Annotated in this window: 14 protein-coding genes, 1 tRNA gene and 1 rRNA gene; 13 read left to right on the plus strand and 3 right to left on the minus strand. The window is 55.0% G+C overall.

What is annotated here, in order from left to right; translation table 11 throughout:
- Nucleotides 1-208: 208 nt before the first annotated feature.
- From msrP to fis, 10 genes are all read left to right on the plus strand, one after another.
- Entirely contained in the window at nt 209-1,210 is a 1,002-nt protein-coding gene (msrP, locus tag HMPREF3142_RS12985; RefSeq protein ID WP_070612117.1) for a protein-methionine-sulfoxide reductase catalytic subunit MsrP, read from the plus strand.
- A complete protein-coding gene (gene msrQ / locus HMPREF3142_RS12990; protein WP_012540447.1) occupies nt 1,210-1,809 on the plus strand; it encodes a protein-methionine-sulfoxide reductase heme-binding subunit MsrQ in 600 nt (199 codons plus the stop codon). Before msrP ends, msrQ begins: the two co-directional genes overlap by 1 nt.
- A 232-nt stretch (nt 1,810-2,041) precedes the next feature.
- Nucleotides 2,042-2,494, plus strand: a complete 453-nt coding sequence (aroQ, locus tag HMPREF3142_RS12995; RefSeq protein ID WP_012540446.1) for a type II 3-dehydroquinate dehydratase — start codon at nt 2,042-2,044, stop codon at nt 2,492-2,494.
- Nucleotides 2,495-2,516: 22 nt separating this feature from the next.
- A complete protein-coding gene (gene accB, locus HMPREF3142_RS13000) occupies nt 2,517-2,984 on the plus strand; it encodes an acetyl-CoA carboxylase biotin carboxyl carrier protein (RefSeq protein ID WP_008806696.1) in 468 nt (155 codons plus the stop codon).
- 10 nt (nt 2,985-2,994) lie between these two features.
- Entirely contained in the window at nt 2,995-4,344 is a 1,350-nt protein-coding gene (accC, locus tag HMPREF3142_RS13005) for an acetyl-CoA carboxylase biotin carboxylase subunit (protein WP_008806697.1), read from the plus strand.
- A 110-nt stretch (nt 4,345-4,454) separates the two neighbouring features.
- Complete coding sequence (locus tag HMPREF3142_RS13010; protein WP_012540445.1) at nt 4,455-4,697, plus strand: YhdT family protein; 243 nt, start codon at nt 4,455-4,457, stop codon at nt 4,695-4,697.
- A complete protein-coding gene (gene panF / locus HMPREF3142_RS13015) occupies nt 4,687-6,138 on the plus strand; it encodes a sodium/pantothenate symporter (protein WP_012540444.1) in 1,452 nt (483 codons plus the stop codon). Before HMPREF3142_RS13010 ends, panF begins: the two co-directional genes overlap by 11 nt.
- Before the next feature lie 11 nt (nt 6,139-6,149).
- Entirely contained in the window at nt 6,150-7,031 is an 882-nt protein-coding gene (gene prmA / locus HMPREF3142_RS13020; protein WP_008806699.1) for a 50S ribosomal protein L11 methyltransferase, read from the plus strand.
- Between the two features lie 357 nt (nt 7,032-7,388).
- The gene (gene dusB / locus HMPREF3142_RS13025; protein ID WP_008806700.1) at nt 7,389-8,354 is read left to right on the plus strand and encodes a tRNA dihydrouridine synthase DusB; all 966 of its coding nucleotides are present in this window, start codon (nt 7,389-7,391) and stop codon (nt 8,352-8,354) included.
- Nucleotides 8,355-8,378: 24 nt separating this feature from the next.
- Nucleotides 8,379-8,675 carry a DNA-binding transcriptional regulator Fis gene (gene fis, locus HMPREF3142_RS13030; protein WP_000462905.1) on the plus strand — a complete coding sequence of 99 codons (297 nt, stop codon included), beginning with the start codon at nt 8,379-8,381 and terminating at the stop codon, nt 8,673-8,675.
- An 84-nt stretch (nt 8,676-8,759) separates the two neighbouring features.
- Here the strand turns inward: fis and envR are convergent, their stop codons facing one another.
- A complete protein-coding gene (envR, locus tag HMPREF3142_RS13035) occupies nt 8,760-9,413 on the minus strand; it encodes an acrEF/envCD operon transcriptional regulator (RefSeq protein ID WP_023298283.1) in 654 nt (217 codons plus the stop codon).
- Between the two features lie 378 nt (nt 9,414-9,791).
- On the opposite strand from envR, the gene HMPREF3142_RS13040 reads away from it, so the two are divergent.
- The 3 genes from HMPREF3142_RS13040 to HMPREF3142_RS13050 all read left to right on the plus strand — a co-directional run bounded on the left by HMPREF3142_RS13040 (nt 9,792) and on the right by HMPREF3142_RS13050 (nt 14,573).
- The gene (locus tag HMPREF3142_RS13040; protein ID WP_008806702.1) at nt 9,792-10,931 is read left to right on the plus strand and encodes an efflux RND transporter periplasmic adaptor subunit; all 1,140 of its coding nucleotides are present in this window, start codon (nt 9,792-9,794) and stop codon (nt 10,929-10,931) included.
- A gap of 12 nt (nt 10,932-10,943) precedes the next feature.
- Nucleotides 10,944-14,054, plus strand: coding sequence for an efflux RND transporter permease subunit (locus tag HMPREF3142_RS13045; RefSeq protein WP_070612118.1), 3,111 nt, complete (start codon nt 10,944-10,946; stop codon nt 14,052-14,054).
- 297 nt (nt 14,055-14,351) lie between these two features.
- Nucleotides 14,352-14,573 (plus strand): putative periplasmic lipoprotein, encoded by a 222-nt coding sequence (locus HMPREF3142_RS13050; protein WP_004206262.1) that lies wholly within the window; start codon nt 14,352-14,354, stop codon nt 14,571-14,573.
- A gap of 243 nt (nt 14,574-14,816) precedes the next feature.
- On the opposite strand, the gene rrf is transcribed toward HMPREF3142_RS13050, so the two are convergent.
- Together rrf and HMPREF3142_RS13060 are read right to left on the minus strand one after the other, a co-directional pair.
- Nucleotides 14,817-14,932: ribosomal RNA gene (gene rrf / locus HMPREF3142_RS13055) — 5S ribosomal RNA — on the minus strand.
- A gap of 38 nt (nt 14,933-14,970) precedes the next feature.
- A tRNA-Thr gene (locus tag HMPREF3142_RS13060) sits at nt 14,971-15,046 on the minus strand.
- Nucleotides 15,047-15,086: the final 40 nt, after the last annotated feature.

The following is a 15,086-nucleotide window of genomic DNA, read 5'->3' on the forward strand; positions in this document are numbered from 1 at the left end:
TGGCCAGCTTACCGCCCTCTTTTCCCTGCTAAAGATGCCGGGTCATGCGCGGTAAAGGAAACGTCTTGCGCCACTTTCCGATGATTCCTGGACGACCGCGCCTCTGCTTCGGCGGCGGCTCCTCATCCTAATCTGCAATTTTTCGTGACATATTCGCGATAAATCGTCGTCTCCGTCATGCTTAGGGAAACGCATGACGGAGGACACCATGAAAAGAAAAAAACTGACGGAAGCCGACGTCACGGCCGAATCCGTTTTTATGCTCAAGCGGCGCCAGGTGCTGAAAATGCTGGGTATCAGCGCGACGGCGCTTTCGCTTCCCGCCGCCGCGCAGGCCGATCTGCTGGACTGGTTTAAAGGAAATGACCGCCCGCCGGCCCCGGCGGGCAAGGCCCTGGACTTTGCTAAACCCGCCGAGTGGCAGGCTAATCTGACGCTCACCCCGGAAGATAAGGTCGCCGGTTACAATAACTTTTATGAATTCGGCCTCGATAAAGCCGACCCGGCGGCGAACGCAGGTAGCCTGCGCACCGATCCCTGGACACTGACCATCGGCGGTGAAGTGGCGAAGCCGCTGACCCTTGACCATGACGATCTGACCAAACGCTTTCCGCTGGAGGAGCGCATTTACCGTATGCGCTGCGTGGAGGCCTGGTCGATGGTCGTTCCCTGGGTCGGTTTCCCGCTGCATAAACTGTTGGCGCTGGTGGAACCCACCAGCAACGCACGCTATGTCGCCTTCAAAACCCTTTACGCCCCGGATCAAATGCCCGGGCAGAAAGATCGTTTTATCGGCGGGGGACTTGCTTATCCTTACGTGGAAGGGTTGCGACTTGACGAAGCCATGCACCTCTTGACGCTGCTTACCGTCGGCGTGTATGGCAAAGCGCTGCCGCCGCAGAACGGCGCGCCGATCCGCCTGACCGTGCCGTGGAAGTACGGTTTTAAAGGCATTAAATCCATCGTCAGCATTGAGCTGACGCGCGAGCAGCCGCCGACCACCTGGAATCTGGCGGCGCCGGACGAATACGGCTTCTTTGCCAACGTTAATCCCCATGTCGATCATCCCCGCTGGTCGCAGGCCAGCGAGCGGTTCATCGGCTCAGGCGGTGTGCTCGATGTGAAACGTCAGCCGACGCTGCTGTTTAACGGCTATGCCGACGAGGTGGCCTCACTGTATCGCGGTATGAACTTGCGGGAGAACTTCTAGTGCGTTTCACCGTCAAACAGATCGCGTGGTTGAAAGTCTTCCTCCACCTGGCGGGGTTTTTACCGCTGGTCTGGTTGTTCTGGGCCGGGCATCAGGGCTACTTTAGCGCCGATCCGGCCAAGGATATCCAGCACTTTACCGGCAGGATGGCGCTTAAATTTCTGCTGGCGACTCTGCTGGTCGCCCCGCTGGCGCGCTATGCGAAGCAGCCATTATTGATTCGCATTCGCCGCCTGTTAGGTTTATGGTGTTTTGCCTGGGCGACGCTGCACCTGACCAGCTACACCTTGCTGGAGCTGGGCATTAACAATCTGGCGCTGCTGGGCTCGGAGATTATCAATCGCCCCTATCTGACGTTAGGCATGATCTGCTGGGTGATCCTGCTGGCGCTGGCGGCGACTTCGACGCAGGCGATGCAGCGAAAACTGGGCCGTCGTTGGCAACTTTTGCACAATTTCGTCTATCTGGTGGCGATCCTCGCGCCGATTCACTACCTGTGGTCAGTGAAGATCGTCTCGCCGCAGCCCATCATTTATGCCCTGCTGGCGGTGGTGCTTTTGGCATGCCGTTATAAGAAGTTCCGCCAGTGGTGGCGCTGAATCCGGTAATGTGCAGTTTCCCGCAGATCTTTTATCAACCGCGACTCTTTTTACGATAGCGGTTGATAATCTTCCCTGATAAGACCAGTATTTAGCTGCCAATTGCTACGAAATCGTTATAATGTGCGACTTTGGTTTTCCTGACGGGGTTTTCTGACCCTGAAAAGGTGACAAGGGCGCATTGAAGGTATATGTTGTTTTTTACCCGAAGATGGCAGGAGATCGCCACACGATGGCTGACAAGTTTCACATTTTGCTTTTGAATGGTCCAAACATTAACATGCTCGGTACCCGCGAGCCTGATAAGTATGGCACCCTCTCGCTGGCTGAAATTGTTAACCGTTTGACATCTGAGGCGGCGGCGCTGAATGTGAGCCTGGATCACCTGCAGTCCAACGCGGAGTATGCGTTAATCGACCGAATTCATCAGGCTAAAGACAACGTGGACTATATCCTGATTAATCCGGCCGCGTTCGCGCATACCAGCGTAGCAATCCGTGACGCGTTGCTTGCCGTGAACATCCCGTTTATCGAGATTCACTTGAGCAACGTGCATGCACGCGAACCCTTCCGCCAGCACTCATACCTGTCAGATGTCGCCGCTGGCGTCATTTGCGGACTGGGGGCGGACGGCTATTCATACGCTTTACAGACGGCGGTAAAACGCCTGTCACAATCACACTAAACAAAGAGTACGGAACCCACTCATGGATATTCGTAAGATTAAAAAACTGATCGAGCTGGTTGAAGAATCAGGTATCTCCGAACTGGAAATTTCTGAAGGCGAAGAGTCTGTTCGCATCAGCCGCTCTGCACCGGTCGCAAGCTATCCGGTTATGCAGCAGGCTTATGCTGCGCCGATGATGCAGCCTCAGGCGCCTGCCGCCGCGGCTGCCGCACCAGCTGCTGCAGCTGAAGCGCCGGCAAAAGCGGAAATCAGTGGTCACATCGTACGTTCCCCGATGGTTGGTACTTTCTATCGTACGCCAAGCCCGGACGCGAAAGCGTTTGTGGAAGTTGGCCAGAAAGTTAACGTGGGCGACACCCTGTGCATCGTCGAAGCGATGAAAATGATGAACCAGATCGAAGCCGACAAAGCCGGCGTGGTGAAAGCCATTCTGATCGAAAGCGGCCAACCGGTAGAATTCGACGAGCCGCTGGTAGTTATCGAGTAACGAGGCGAACATGCTGGATAAAATTGTCATCGCTAACCGTGGCGAGATCGCATTGCGCATCCTGCGTGCCTGTAAAGAACTGGGCATCAAGACCGTCGCTGTGCACTCCACCGCGGATCGCGATCTAAAACACGTATTGTTAGCGGATGAGACGGTCTGTATTGGCCCGGCTCCGTCCGTAAAAAGCTATCTCAACATCCCGGCTATCATCAGTGCGGCGGAAATCACCGGCGCGATAGCGATTCACCCGGGTTATGGTTTCCTCTCCGAGAACGCCAACTTTGCCGAGCAGGTTGAGCGCTCCGGCTTTATCTTCATCGGTCCGAAAGCCGACACTATCCGCCTGATGGGCGACAAAGTGTCCGCAATCACCGCGATGAAGAAAGCCGGCGTCCCGACCGTTCCAGGTTCTGACGGCCCGCTGACCGACGATATGGACGCTAACCGCGCCCATGCCAAACGCATTGGCTATCCGGTGATCATCAAGGCCTCCGGCGGCGGCGGCGGTCGCGGTATGCGCGTTGTGCGTAGCGACGCCGAACTGGCGCAGTCTATCTCCATGACCAAAGCGGAAGCGAAAGCGGCTTTCAATAACGACATGGTCTACATGGAGAAATACCTGGAAAATCCTCGCCACATCGAGATCCAGGTACTGGCGGACGGTCAGGGTAACGCTATCTATCTGGCAGAGCGTGACTGCTCCATGCAGCGTCGCCACCAGAAAGTGGTCGAGGAAGCGCCGGCGCCGGGCATCACCCCGGAACTGCGTCGCTACATCGGCGAACGTTGCGCGAAAGCCTGTGTGGATATCGGCTACCGCGGAGCGGGCACCTTCGAGTTCCTGTTCGAAAACGGCGAGTTCTACTTCATTGAAATGAACACCCGTATTCAGGTAGAACACCCGGTTACCGAAATGATCACCGGCGTTGACCTGATCAAAGAGCAGCTGCGTATTGCAGCTGGCCAGCCGCTGTCCATCAAGCAGGATGAAGTGGTCGTCAGAGGCCATGCGGTGGAATGCCGTATCAACGCCGAAGACCCGAACACCTTCCTGCCGAGCCCGGGTAAAATTACCCGCTTCCACGCGCCGGGCGGTTTTGGCGTGCGCTGGGAGTCTCATATTTACGCCGGTTACACCGTACCGCCGTACTATGACTCCATGATCGGTAAACTGATCTGCTACGGCGAAAGCCGTGACGTGGCGATTGCCCGCATGAAGAATGCGCTGCAGGAGCTGATCATCGATGGCATCAAAACCAACGTCGATCTGCAGATGCGCATTATGAGCGACGAGAACTTCCAGCATGGTGGCACTAACATCCACTATCTGGAGAAAAAGCTCGGACTGCAGGAAAAATAATCCTGTATTTGCTGCAAAAGGCCGGTTAATCCGGCCTTTTTTCTTTTTCTCTCCCCTCGACTTTTCCATGCGGTACAATCCCCGCTTTCTTCATCCTCAAGGGACAAAAAATGGACAAACGCTTTGTTCAGGCCCATAAAGAAGCGCGCTGGGCGCTGTGGCTGACCCTTCTCTATCTTGCCGCCTGGCTGGCGGCGGCCTATCTGCCGGGCGTCAGTATCGGTTTTACCGGCCTGCCGCACTGGTTTGAAATGGCCTGCCTGCTGGTGCCGCTGCTGTTTATACTGCTGTGCTGGGCGATGGTGCGCTTTATCTTCCGTGATATCTCTCTGGAGGATAACGATGCAGCTTGAGATTATCGTGGTGCTGATCGCTTATCTGTTTGTGGTCTTCGGACTGTCGATTTACGCGATGCGTAAACGCAGCACCGGGAACTTCCTTAGCGAGTATTTCCTCGGCAGTCGATCGATGGGGGGGTTTGTATTAGCCATGACCCTCACCGCCACCTATATTAGCGCCAGCTCGTTTATCGGCGGCCCCGGCGCCGCCTATAAATATGGGCTGGGTTGGGTACTGCTGGCGATGATCCAGGTACCGACGATCTGGCTCTCTCTCGGGATCCTCGGCAAGAAGTTCGCGATCCTGGCGCGACGCTACAATGCTATTACCCTTAACGATATGCTGCAGGCGCGCTACCAAAGCCGCGCAGTGGTATGGATTGCCAGCGTCAGCCTGCTGGTGGCCTTTGTCGGGGCCATCGCGGTGCAGTTTATTGGCGGCGCGCGCCTGCTGGAAACCGCTGCCGGGATCAAGTACGAAACCGGTCTGCTGATCTTTGGGATCACCATCGCGCTGTATACCGCTTTCGGCGGCTTCCGCGCCAGCGTACTCAACGATACGATGCAGGGAATGGTGATGTTGATCGGGACGATCGTCCTGCTGGTTGGTGTCGTCCATGCTGCCGGCGGCCTGCATCAGGCGGTGGACACACTGCAGCGGATCGACCCACAGCTGGTGTCGCCGCACGGTGCGGATGATATCCTGTCCCCCACCTTTATGACCTCGTTCTGGGTGCTGGTTTGCTTCGGCGTTATCGGCCTGCCGCATACCGCCGTACGCTGTATCTCCTATAAAGACAGCAAAGCCGTGCACCGTGGGATTGTCATTGGCACGATCGTCGTGGCGATTCTGATGTTTGGCATGCATCTCGCCGGCGCTCTTGGCCGCGCCGTCCTGCCGGGCCTCACCGTGCCCGATCTGGTGATCCCCACGTTGATGGTCCAGGTGCTGCCTCCGTGGGCTGCAGGACTGTTTTTAGCCGCGCCGATGGCCGCGATTATGTCGAACGTGAACGCCCATTTACTGCAGGCATCGGCTACGATCATTAAAGATCTGTGGCTCAGCGCGCAGCCAACAAAAAAACGCAATGAGCAGAAGCTCAAGCGGATCTCAACGATCGCCACCTTAGTGCTGGGTATATTAATGATGCTGGCCGCCTGGCGGCCACCGGAAATGATTATCTGGCTCAATCTGCTGGCCTTCGGCGGCCTTGAAGCGGTGTTTTTATGGCCGTTGGTGCTGGGCCTTTACTGGGAGCGGGCAAACGCTGCCGGGGCGCTCAGCGCGATGTTGGTGGGCGGCGTGCTGTATGCCGTGCTCGCGACGTTTCATATTCAGTTCCTGGGCTTCCATCCTATCGTGCCCTCGCTACTGCTAAGTTTGTTGGCTTTTGTCGTCGGGAACCGTTTCGGCCAACCCGTCCCGCCAGCCCCTGTGATGACTACTGATAAATAAAGAGTTTTGCTATGCCATGGATCCAACTGAAACTAAATACTACCGGCGCGAACGCAGAAGATCTTAGCGATGCGCTGATGGAGGCCGGATCGGTCTCCATCACCTTCCAGGATACGCACGATACGCCGGTATTTGAGCCGTTGCCCGGGGAAACCCGGCTGTGGGGCGATACCGACGTGATCGGCCTGTTCGATGCCGAAACCGATATGAAAGCGGTCGTTGCCCAACTGGAGCAGCATCCGCTGCTCGGCGCCGGCTTTGCGCATAAAATTGAACAGCTGGAAGATAAAGACTGGGAGCGCGAGTGGATGGATAACTTCCACCCGATGCGTTTCGGTGAGCGCCTGTGGATTTGTCCGAGCTGGCGCGATGTCCCCGATGAGAACGCGGTCAACGTGATGCTTGATCCGGGACTGGCTTTTGGTACCGGCACTCATCCCACTACCGCCATGTGTCTGCAGTGGCTCGACGGCCTCGACCTGCAGGGCAAAACCGTTATCGATTTTGGCTGCGGTTCCGGCATCCTGGCGATCGCCGCCCTGAAACTGGGTGCCGCTAAAGCGATCGGGATTGATATCGACCCACAGGCCATCCAGGCCAGCCGTGATAACGCCCAGCGTAACGGCGTCTCCGAGCGTCTTGAACTGTATCTGCCGCAGGATCAGCCAGAAGCCATGAAAGCCGATGTCGTGGTCGCAAACATCCTCGCGGGCCCGTTACGTGAGCTGGCCCCATTAATCAGCGTCCTGCCGGTTACAGGCGGCCTGCTGGGCCTTTCCGGCATTCTGGCAAGCCAGGCGGAAAGCGTCTGCGAAGCCTACGCCCCGCTCTTCACCCTCGACCCGGTGGTGGAGAAAGAGGAGTGGTGCCGGATCACCGGCCGGAAAAACTAAGCACAATGCGGCCTGCGGGCCGCATTTTTGTTTCCAGTAGCCACCAAATAATGCCTGGAAATGAGAGGCAGATCGCACTACAGAGTACTTTTTTGGCTACAAAAACAGCGTTTTATGCCGTCAGGCAGCGAGTTTATCTAAGAAAAATCGAGAAGTTTTACGATTTTATAAATGGACACAAATTACCCACCATCAATTAAAGTAATGATTAATATAAGTATTTATTCATCGCTTTTACGCTAGTCCCGGATTCATTGATCTGCAACAGAGGATTGCTCAAAGTTTGGCCTTTCATCTCGTGCAAAAAATGCGTAATATACGCCGCCTTGCAGTCACAGTATGGTCATTTCTTAACTCATGCGCATCGGACACCACCAGCTCAGAAATCGCCTGATCGCAGCGCCCATGGCTGGCATTACTGACAGACCATTCCGGACGCTGTGCTATGAGATGGGAGCGGGTTTAACCGTTTCCGAGATGATGTCCTCTAACCCACAGGTGTGGGAGAGCGACAAGTCCCGTTTACGGATGGTGCATATTGATGAGCCCGGTATTCGTACCGTGCAAATCGCCGGTAGCGTACCGGAAGAGATGGCTGCAGCCGCGCGGATTAACGTGGAAAGTGGCGCCCAGATTATAGATATCAATATGGGATGCCCGGCGAAAAAGGTGAATCGCAAGCTTGCAGGTTCAGCCCTCTTGCAGTACCCCGAGCAGGTGAAGTCAATCCTGACGGCGGTCGTCAACGCGGTGGACGTTCCTGTGACTCTCAAGATTCGCACCGGTTGGGAACCGGAACACCGTAACTGCGTAGAGATTGCCCAACTGGCCGAAGAGTGTGGCATTCAGGCTCTGACTATTCACGGACGCACCCGCGCCTGCTTGTTTAACGGAGACGCTGAGTACGACAGTATTCGGGCAGTTAAGCAGAAAGTTTCCATTCCGATTATCGCGAATGGTGACATTACTGACCCGCTTAAAGCCAGAGCTGTGCTCGACTATACAGGGGCTGATGCCCTGATGATAGGCCGTGCAGCTCAGGGAAGACCCTGGATCTTTCGGGAAATCCAGCATTATCTGGACACTGGAGAGCTGCTGCCCCCGCTGCCACTGGCAGAGGTTAAGCGCTTGCTTTGTGCGCACGTTCGGGAATTGCATGACTTTTACGGTCAGGCAAAAGGGTACCGAATCGCGCGTAAACACGTCTCCTGGTATCTTCAGGAACATGCTCCAGATGACCAGTTTCGGCGCACATTCAACGCCATTGAGGATGCCAGCGAACAGCTGGAGGCGTTGGAGGCATACTTCGAAAATTTTGCGTAATAGAAATAAAGAGCTGACAGAACTATGTTCGAACAACGCGTAAATTCTGACGTACTGACCGTTTCTACCGTTAACTCTCAGGATCAGGTAACTCAAAAACCCCTGCGTGACTCGGTTAAACAGGCACTGAAGAACTATTTTGCTCAACTGAACGGTCAGGATGTGAATGACCTGTATGAGCTGGTACTGGCTGAAGTTGAACAGCCCCTGTTGGACATGGTGATGCAATACACCCGTGGTAACCAGACCCGCGCAGCCCTGATGATGGGCATCAACCGCGGTACACTGCGTAAAAAACTGAAAAAATACGGCATGAACTGATACTAGTCAGTTGCTTGCTTGATATAAAAGGCGCTCTTCGGCATGGGGAAGCGCCTTTTTTATTATCTGCGCCGACAGAACACATTACTGATTCACTACCCGCAGTACAGGCTCCTGCGATAAACGAGCAACACAGACCACCGCCATAATATTATCCACCAGCGCAGGTGCCTGCTGATACAGATCGAAGCGTTGCGGTTCAAGCAGCCAGTTTTTAATCAAGCCGGAAAAGGCGCTATGTAAAACAATTAATATCACGTCGATATTTGTTTCGGCTGGCAATATATTGTTACGCACACAGCGCTGCAGAATGCCGCCAATAACGGAATAGTTAAATCCAATGCGTTGGCGAATTTCGCTCTCCGATAACATATCGCTGGCAAACTCACAGCGTTGATAAAGGATTTGCATCAGGGCACGCTGGCGAGGATTCTCAGCAATATAGCGCAGGCCGGCAATAAATCGCTGGCGCAAATCTTTTAAGGGCTCCTGCTCATTCCTTGTCGCCAGGTTTTGCTGAATCAAATCCCTGAGCGGTGGCTGCTGCTGCCACATCTCATTAAACAACTCGGTCTTACTGGCAAAATGCCAGTATACGGCACCGCGAGTCACCCCCGCCGCATCAGCGATATCCGTCAGGGTCGTATTGGTCACCCCCCGCAGGGCGAACTGCTGGATCGCGGACTCAATCAGGAGCTGCCGCGTGCGCAGCGCCTCCTCTTTGGTTTTTCTCGCCATATAAGATCTCAGTTCCCGATTAACAGGCAATATAGATTTTTCTGAAGATCCCTTAATCTAACATTCGGTGCACAATATTATTTAGCAAAAATGCAGACAAGCTAATTCTGATGTAGAAAACCAACGAATCACTCTAATGAATATTAATAGCCAACTCATTCATTAAAACAATGTCTGTTTATTATGTTTTACAATTAAGATAAATAGTAAAAACAGATTGGCCATTTTTTTGTTTTTGCGTGCCTTGCTGATTGCTTAAAAATAAGTATCTCTTACATCCAATGGCGTTTATTTGTAGGATGGCAAACTGCTTTTTGATTCCCTCTTTCTTTCACAGATTCGCCGCCGAATTTGGCACGTAATCTATAAGGAACCGCAATGACAACTCACGCCAGAGTGACACTTTTATCCGGTTTAATTATCTCTGCCTTGTTGCTTACCGGCTGCGATAATTCGGGCAACCCGCAACCCCATGCACAGGCGCCGCAGGTGACGGTCCATGTCGTGAACAGTGCGCCGTTGTCGGTCACCACCGAACTGCCAGGCCGCACCTCTGCTTTTCGCGTGGCGGAAGTCCGCCCCCAGGTGAGCGGTATCATCCTGAAGCGTAACTTTGTTGAAGGAAGTGATGTCGAAGCAGGTCAGTCGCTTTATCAGATCGATCCGGCAACCTATCAAGCCGCCTGGAACAGCGCGAAAGGCGATGAGGCCAAGGCCGAAGCCGCAGCCGCCATCGCCCATTTGACGGTGAAACGTTACGTTCCACTGCTGGGTACCAAATATATCAGCCAGCAGGAATACGATCAGGCGGTGGCCACTGCACGCCAGGCCGACGCCGACGTCATCGCCACCAAAGCCGCCGTAGACACCGCCCGTATCAACCTGGCCTACACCAAAGTGACCTCCCCCATAAGCGGGCGCATCGGCAAATCGAGCGTCACCGAGGGCGCGCTGGTCACCAACGGTCAGTCGGATGCCCTGGCCACCGTCCAGCAGCTCGACCCCATCTATGTCGACGTGACGGAGTCCAGCAATGACTTTATGCGCCTTAAGCAGGAAAGCCTGCAGCGCGGCGGTGATACAAAAAGCGTTGAGCTGGTGATGGAGAACGGCCAGGCCTATCCGCTTAAAGGGTCGCTGCAGTTCTCTGACGTCACTGTCGATGAAAGCACAGGCTCTATCACGCTACGCGCTATCTTCCCTAACCCGCAGCATGCCCTGCTGCCGGGGATGTTCGTCCGCGCTCGCATAGACGAAGGTGTCGATCCGCAGGCCATCCTGGTGCCGCAGCAGGGAGTGACCCGCACGCCGCGGGGCGATGCCTCCGTGATGTTGGTGAATGACAAAAACCAGGTTGAAACCCGGGAAGTGGTCGCGACTCAGGCCGTTGGCGATAAATGGCTCATCACCAGCGGGCTGAAGCCGGGCGATAAAGTGATTGTCAGCGGCTTACAGAAAGTCCGTCCAGGCGTCACCGTCAAAGCGGAAGCGGAGCGTGCGGCACCGGCCGCACAATAAGGATACTCAGCCATGTCTAAGTTTTTTATCCATCGACCGGTCTTCGCCTGGGTGCTGGCCATCATTATGATGATTGCCGGCGGCCTGGCCATCCTGCAGCTACCGATAGCGCAGTATCCGACGATTGCGCCCCCTGCGGTGGCGATCTCCGCCACCTACCCGGGTGCGGATGCCCAAACCGTGCAGGATACGGTCACTCAGGTTATCGAACAGAATATGAACGGTATCGACAACCTGATGTATATGTCGTCGACCAGCGACTCCGCTGGCTCGGTAACCATTACGCTCACCTTTAAGTCCGGCACCGATCCGGATATCGCCCAGGTGCAGGTGCAAAACAAACTGCAGTTGGCTACGCCGCTGCTGCCTCAGGAAGTACAACAGCAAGGGATTAGCGTCGAAAAATCCAGCAGCAGCTTCCTGCTGGTTGCTGGCTTTATCTCTGATAATCCGGCCACCACCCAGGACGATATCTCTGACTATGTCGCCTCCAACGTGAAAGACCCTATCAGCCGCCTCAACGGCGTGGGCGATGTGCAGCTGTTCGGCGCGCAATACGCCATGCGCGTCTGGCTGGACGGCAATCTGCTGAACAAATACAACCTGACGCCGGTCGACGTCATCAATGCGCTGCAGGTCCAGAACGATCAGATCGCCGCCGGCCAGCTCGGCGGTACGCCAGCGCTGAAAGGCCAGCAGCTGAACGCGTCGATCATCGCTCAGACCCGGCTTAAAGATCCGCAGGAGTTTGGCAAGGTTACACTCCGGGTCAATGCCGATGGTTCGGTCGTCCATCTGAAAGACGTCGCCCGCATTGAGCTGGGGGGAGAAAACTATAACGTTGTCGCGAGAATTAACGGTAAGCCCGCCTCTGGTCTGGGTATTAAGCTTGCGACCGGCGCCAACGCCCTGGATACTGCCACCGCGATTAAAGCGAAGCTGGCCGAGCTACAGCCCTACTTCCCTCAGGGGATGAAGGTTGTCTATCCGTACGATACGACCCCTTTCGTCAAAATCTCCATCCACGAAGTGGTTAAAACGCTCTTTGAGGCAATTATCCTCGTCTTTCTTGTCATGTATCTGTTTCTGCAGAACATGCGCGCAACGCTCATTCCGACGATTGCCGTTCCTGTCGTGCTGTTGGGTACCTTTGCGGTACTGTCGATGTTTGGCTACTCCATCAACACCCTGACGATGTTTGGCATGGTGCTGGCGATAGGCCTGTTGGTCGATGACGCCATCGTGGTGGTGGAAAACGTCGAACGTGTAATGGTTGAGGAGAAGCTCTCGCCAAAAGAAGCGACGGAAAAGTCGATGTCGCAGATCCAGGGGGCGCTGGTGGGTATCGCCATGGTGCTCTCTGCGGTATTCGTCCCGATGGCCTTTTTCGGCGGCTCGACTGGCGCGATTTATCGTCAGTTTTCGATCACTATCGTCTCCGCCATGGCGCTCTCCGTGCTGGTTGCGCTGGTACTGACGCCGGCGCTCTGCGCCACGTTGTTGAAGCCAGCCTCAGCCGAACACCATGAGAAAAAAGGATTTTTCGGCTGGTTTAACGCCCGCTTTGACCAGAGCGTCAACCACTATACCAACAGCGTTAGCGGCATTCTGCGTGGAACAGGCCGTTATCTGGTGATCTACCTGGTGATAGTCGTGGGGATGGCCGTGTTGTTCATGCGTTTGCCCACGTCCTTTCTGCCCGACGAGGATCAAGGCGTCTTCCTGACCATGATCCAGCTGCCTTCCGGCGCGACCCAGGAGCGCACGCAGAAGGTGCTGGATACCGTAACCGACTACTATCTGCATAACGAGAAGGCCAATGTTGAAAGCGTCTTTACCGTTAACGGCTTCAGCTTCAGCGGCCAGGGGCAAAACTCCGGCATGGCGTTTGTCAGCCTGAAACCCTGGGAAGCGCGTAGCGGTGATGAAAACAACGTGGAGTCGATTATTAAACGGGCCACCGTGGCCTTCAGCCAGATAAAAGACGCCATGGTTTTCCCGTTCAACATGCCGGCAATTATTGAGCTGGGTACCGCCACCGGCTTCGACTTTGAGCTGATCGACCAGGGTGGGCTTGGCCATACCGCCCTGACCCAGGCGCGAAACCAACTGCTCGGCATGGTGAAACAGCATCCGGATCAGCTGGTCCGGGTACGGCCCAATGGGCTGGAAGATACGCCGCAGTTCAAACTGGATGTCGATCAGGAAAAAGCACAGGCGCTGGGCGTATCCCTCTCCGATATCAATGAAACGATATCCGCCGCGCTGGGCGGTTACTACGTCAATGATTTTATTGACCGCGGCCGCGTGAAGAAAGTGTACGTCCAGGCTGATGCCCACTTCCGTATGCTGCCGAGCGACATTAACAACATGTATGTTCGTAGCACCAACGGCGAAATGGTTCCGTTCTCCGCCTTTGTCACTTCACGCTGGATATATGGCTCGCCACGCCTGGAGCGTTACAACGGTTTGCCATCCATGGAGATCCTCGGTGAAGCCTCGCCAGGCAAAAGTACCGGGGAAGCTATGGCGCTGATGGAACAACTGGCCAGTAAACTGCCGAGCGGCATCGGTTACGACTGGACCGGGATGTCTTACCAGGAACGGCTCTCCGGCAACCAGGCGCCTGCACTTTATGCCATCTCATTGATCGTCGTCTTCCTGTGCCTGGCAGCACTGTATGAGAGCTGGTCGATCCCCTTCTCAGTCATGTTAGTGGTTCCGCTGGGGGTCATTGGCGCGCTGTTAGCGGCCACGCTGCGTGGGCTGAATAATGACGTTTACTTCCAGGTCGGTCTTTTGACTACGATCGGTTTGTCGGCAAAGAATGCGATCCTGATCGTTGAGTTCGCCAAGGATCTGATGGAGAAAGAAGGGAAAGGGATCATTGAGGCCACGCTGGAGGCATCGCGGATGCGTCTGCGCCCTATTCTTATGACATCTCTGGCTTTTATCCTCGGGGTTATGCCGCTGGTGATTAGCCATGGTGCCGGTAGCGGGGCTCAGAATGCAGTGGGCACCGGCGTGATGGGCGGGATGCTTACCGCGACACTGCTGGCGATCTTCTTTGTTCCGGTGTTCTTCGTGGTCGTTAGGCGACGCTTTACCCGGCACGCTGAATAATTCGGCTATGTCTTGAAGGCGCCCCCTCCGGGCGCTTTTTTTTGCATGGAATATTGGTCGCCAGCTAAACTAAACTCCTCGCAGTCTGGCAACCGCCATCGCACGCAGCATCGCTGAATCACAATCTTTCTCTCCATCTTTTCTGCATATTCCCGGGCTTATCTTCACGATATTTACGCGGCTCATAAATTGAGATGATTTCGGCATCCGGGCCGGACAATCCGCGGTGATAAAATAAGCCATTCCGTTCTGCACTGGCTCTCAGTACAACCCTGCGGATTATCCAGAGGTAATATCATGAAAAAGTATTTAATCGTGGCGCTGCTGGCCTCTCTGCTGGCAGGCTGTGCCCATGACTCCCCTTGCGTGCCGGTTTATGACTCGCAAGGCCGCTTAGTCCACACCAATACCTGTATGAAAGGCACAACAGAAGACAACTGGGACACCGCAGGTGCGATCGCCGGGGGGGCCGCCGCGGTAGCCGGCCTCACGTTAGGGATCGTCGCGCTGACTCGTTAGATCGCTTCCCGAACCGCAGATACAGGAGTATCGCCTGTATCTGCTCCACGCCATTCCCCGAAGTAAGCGATAATTCAGGCTCTTCCTGACGATAGTTCGCAGGCTTTATTAGCCGTTGCGGCTACAAGAGATAACCCCCAACTCCACTGGCAATGAGTATCCCGGCGCTACTCATCGGCAAACAACAGATATAACAAAAACAAAAGGCCCAGTCTTTCGACTGGGCCTTTTGCTTTATTTGATGCCTGGCGATTCCCTACTCTCACATGGGGAGACCCCACACTACCATCGGCGCTACGGCGTTTCACTTCTGAGTTCGGCATGGGGTCAGGTGGGACCGCCGCGCTATTGTCGCCAGGCAAATTCTTTACAACGTGCCGAACTTTAACCTAAAAAGTGGTGCTGATACCCAGAGTCGAACTGGGGACCTCACCCTTACCAAGGGTGCGCTCTACCAACTGAGCCATATCAGCACGCTAAATTTGATGCCTGGCAGTTCCCTACTCTCACATG

Origin of the sequence: Klebsiella sp. HMSC16C06 (assembly GCF_001808325.1) — a bacterium.
Classification (GTDB): Bacteria; Pseudomonadota; Gammaproteobacteria; order Enterobacterales; family Enterobacteriaceae; genus Klebsiella; species Klebsiella variicola.

Excerpts from the sequence above, each read along its gene's own strand:
- msrP (WP_070612117.1), top strand. The coding sequence starts at position 209 with ATGAAAAGAAAAAAACTGACGGAAGCCGACGTCACGGCCGAATCCGTT.
- aroQ (WP_012540446.1), top strand. The coding sequence starts at position 2,042 with ATGGCTGACAAGTTTCACATTTTGCTTTTGAATGGTCCAAACATTAAC.
- accB (WP_008806696.1), top strand. The coding sequence starts at position 2,517 with ATGGATATTCGTAAGATTAAAAAACTGATCGAGCTGGTTGAAGAATCA.
- accC (WP_008806697.1), top strand. The coding sequence starts at position 2,995 with ATGCTGGATAAAATTGTCATCGCTAACCGTGGCGAGATCGCATTGCGC.
- HMPREF3142_RS13010 (WP_012540445.1), top strand. The coding sequence starts at position 4,455 with ATGGACAAACGCTTTGTTCAGGCCCATAAAGAAGCGCGCTGGGCGCTG.
- panF (WP_012540444.1), top strand. The coding sequence starts at position 4,687 with ATGCAGCTTGAGATTATCGTGGTGCTGATCGCTTATCTGTTTGTGGTC.
- prmA (WP_008806699.1), top strand. The coding sequence starts at position 6,150 with ATGCCATGGATCCAACTGAAACTAAATACTACCGGCGCGAACGCAGAA.
- dusB (WP_008806700.1), top strand. The coding sequence starts at position 7,389 with ATGCGCATCGGACACCACCAGCTCAGAAATCGCCTGATCGCAGCGCCC.
- fis (WP_000462905.1), top strand. The coding sequence starts at position 8,379 with ATGTTCGAACAACGCGTAAATTCTGACGTACTGACCGTTTCTACCGTT.
- envR (WP_023298283.1), bottom strand. The coding sequence starts at position 9,413 with ATGGCGAGAAAAACCAAAGAGGAGGCGCTGCGCACGCGGCAGCTCCTG.
- HMPREF3142_RS13040 (WP_008806702.1), top strand. The coding sequence starts at position 9,792 with ATGACAACTCACGCCAGAGTGACACTTTTATCCGGTTTAATTATCTCT.
- HMPREF3142_RS13045 (WP_070612118.1), top strand. The coding sequence starts at position 10,944 with ATGTCTAAGTTTTTTATCCATCGACCGGTCTTCGCCTGGGTGCTGGCC.
- HMPREF3142_RS13050 (WP_004206262.1), top strand. The coding sequence starts at position 14,352 with ATGAAAAAGTATTTAATCGTGGCGCTGCTGGCCTCTCTGCTGGCAGGC.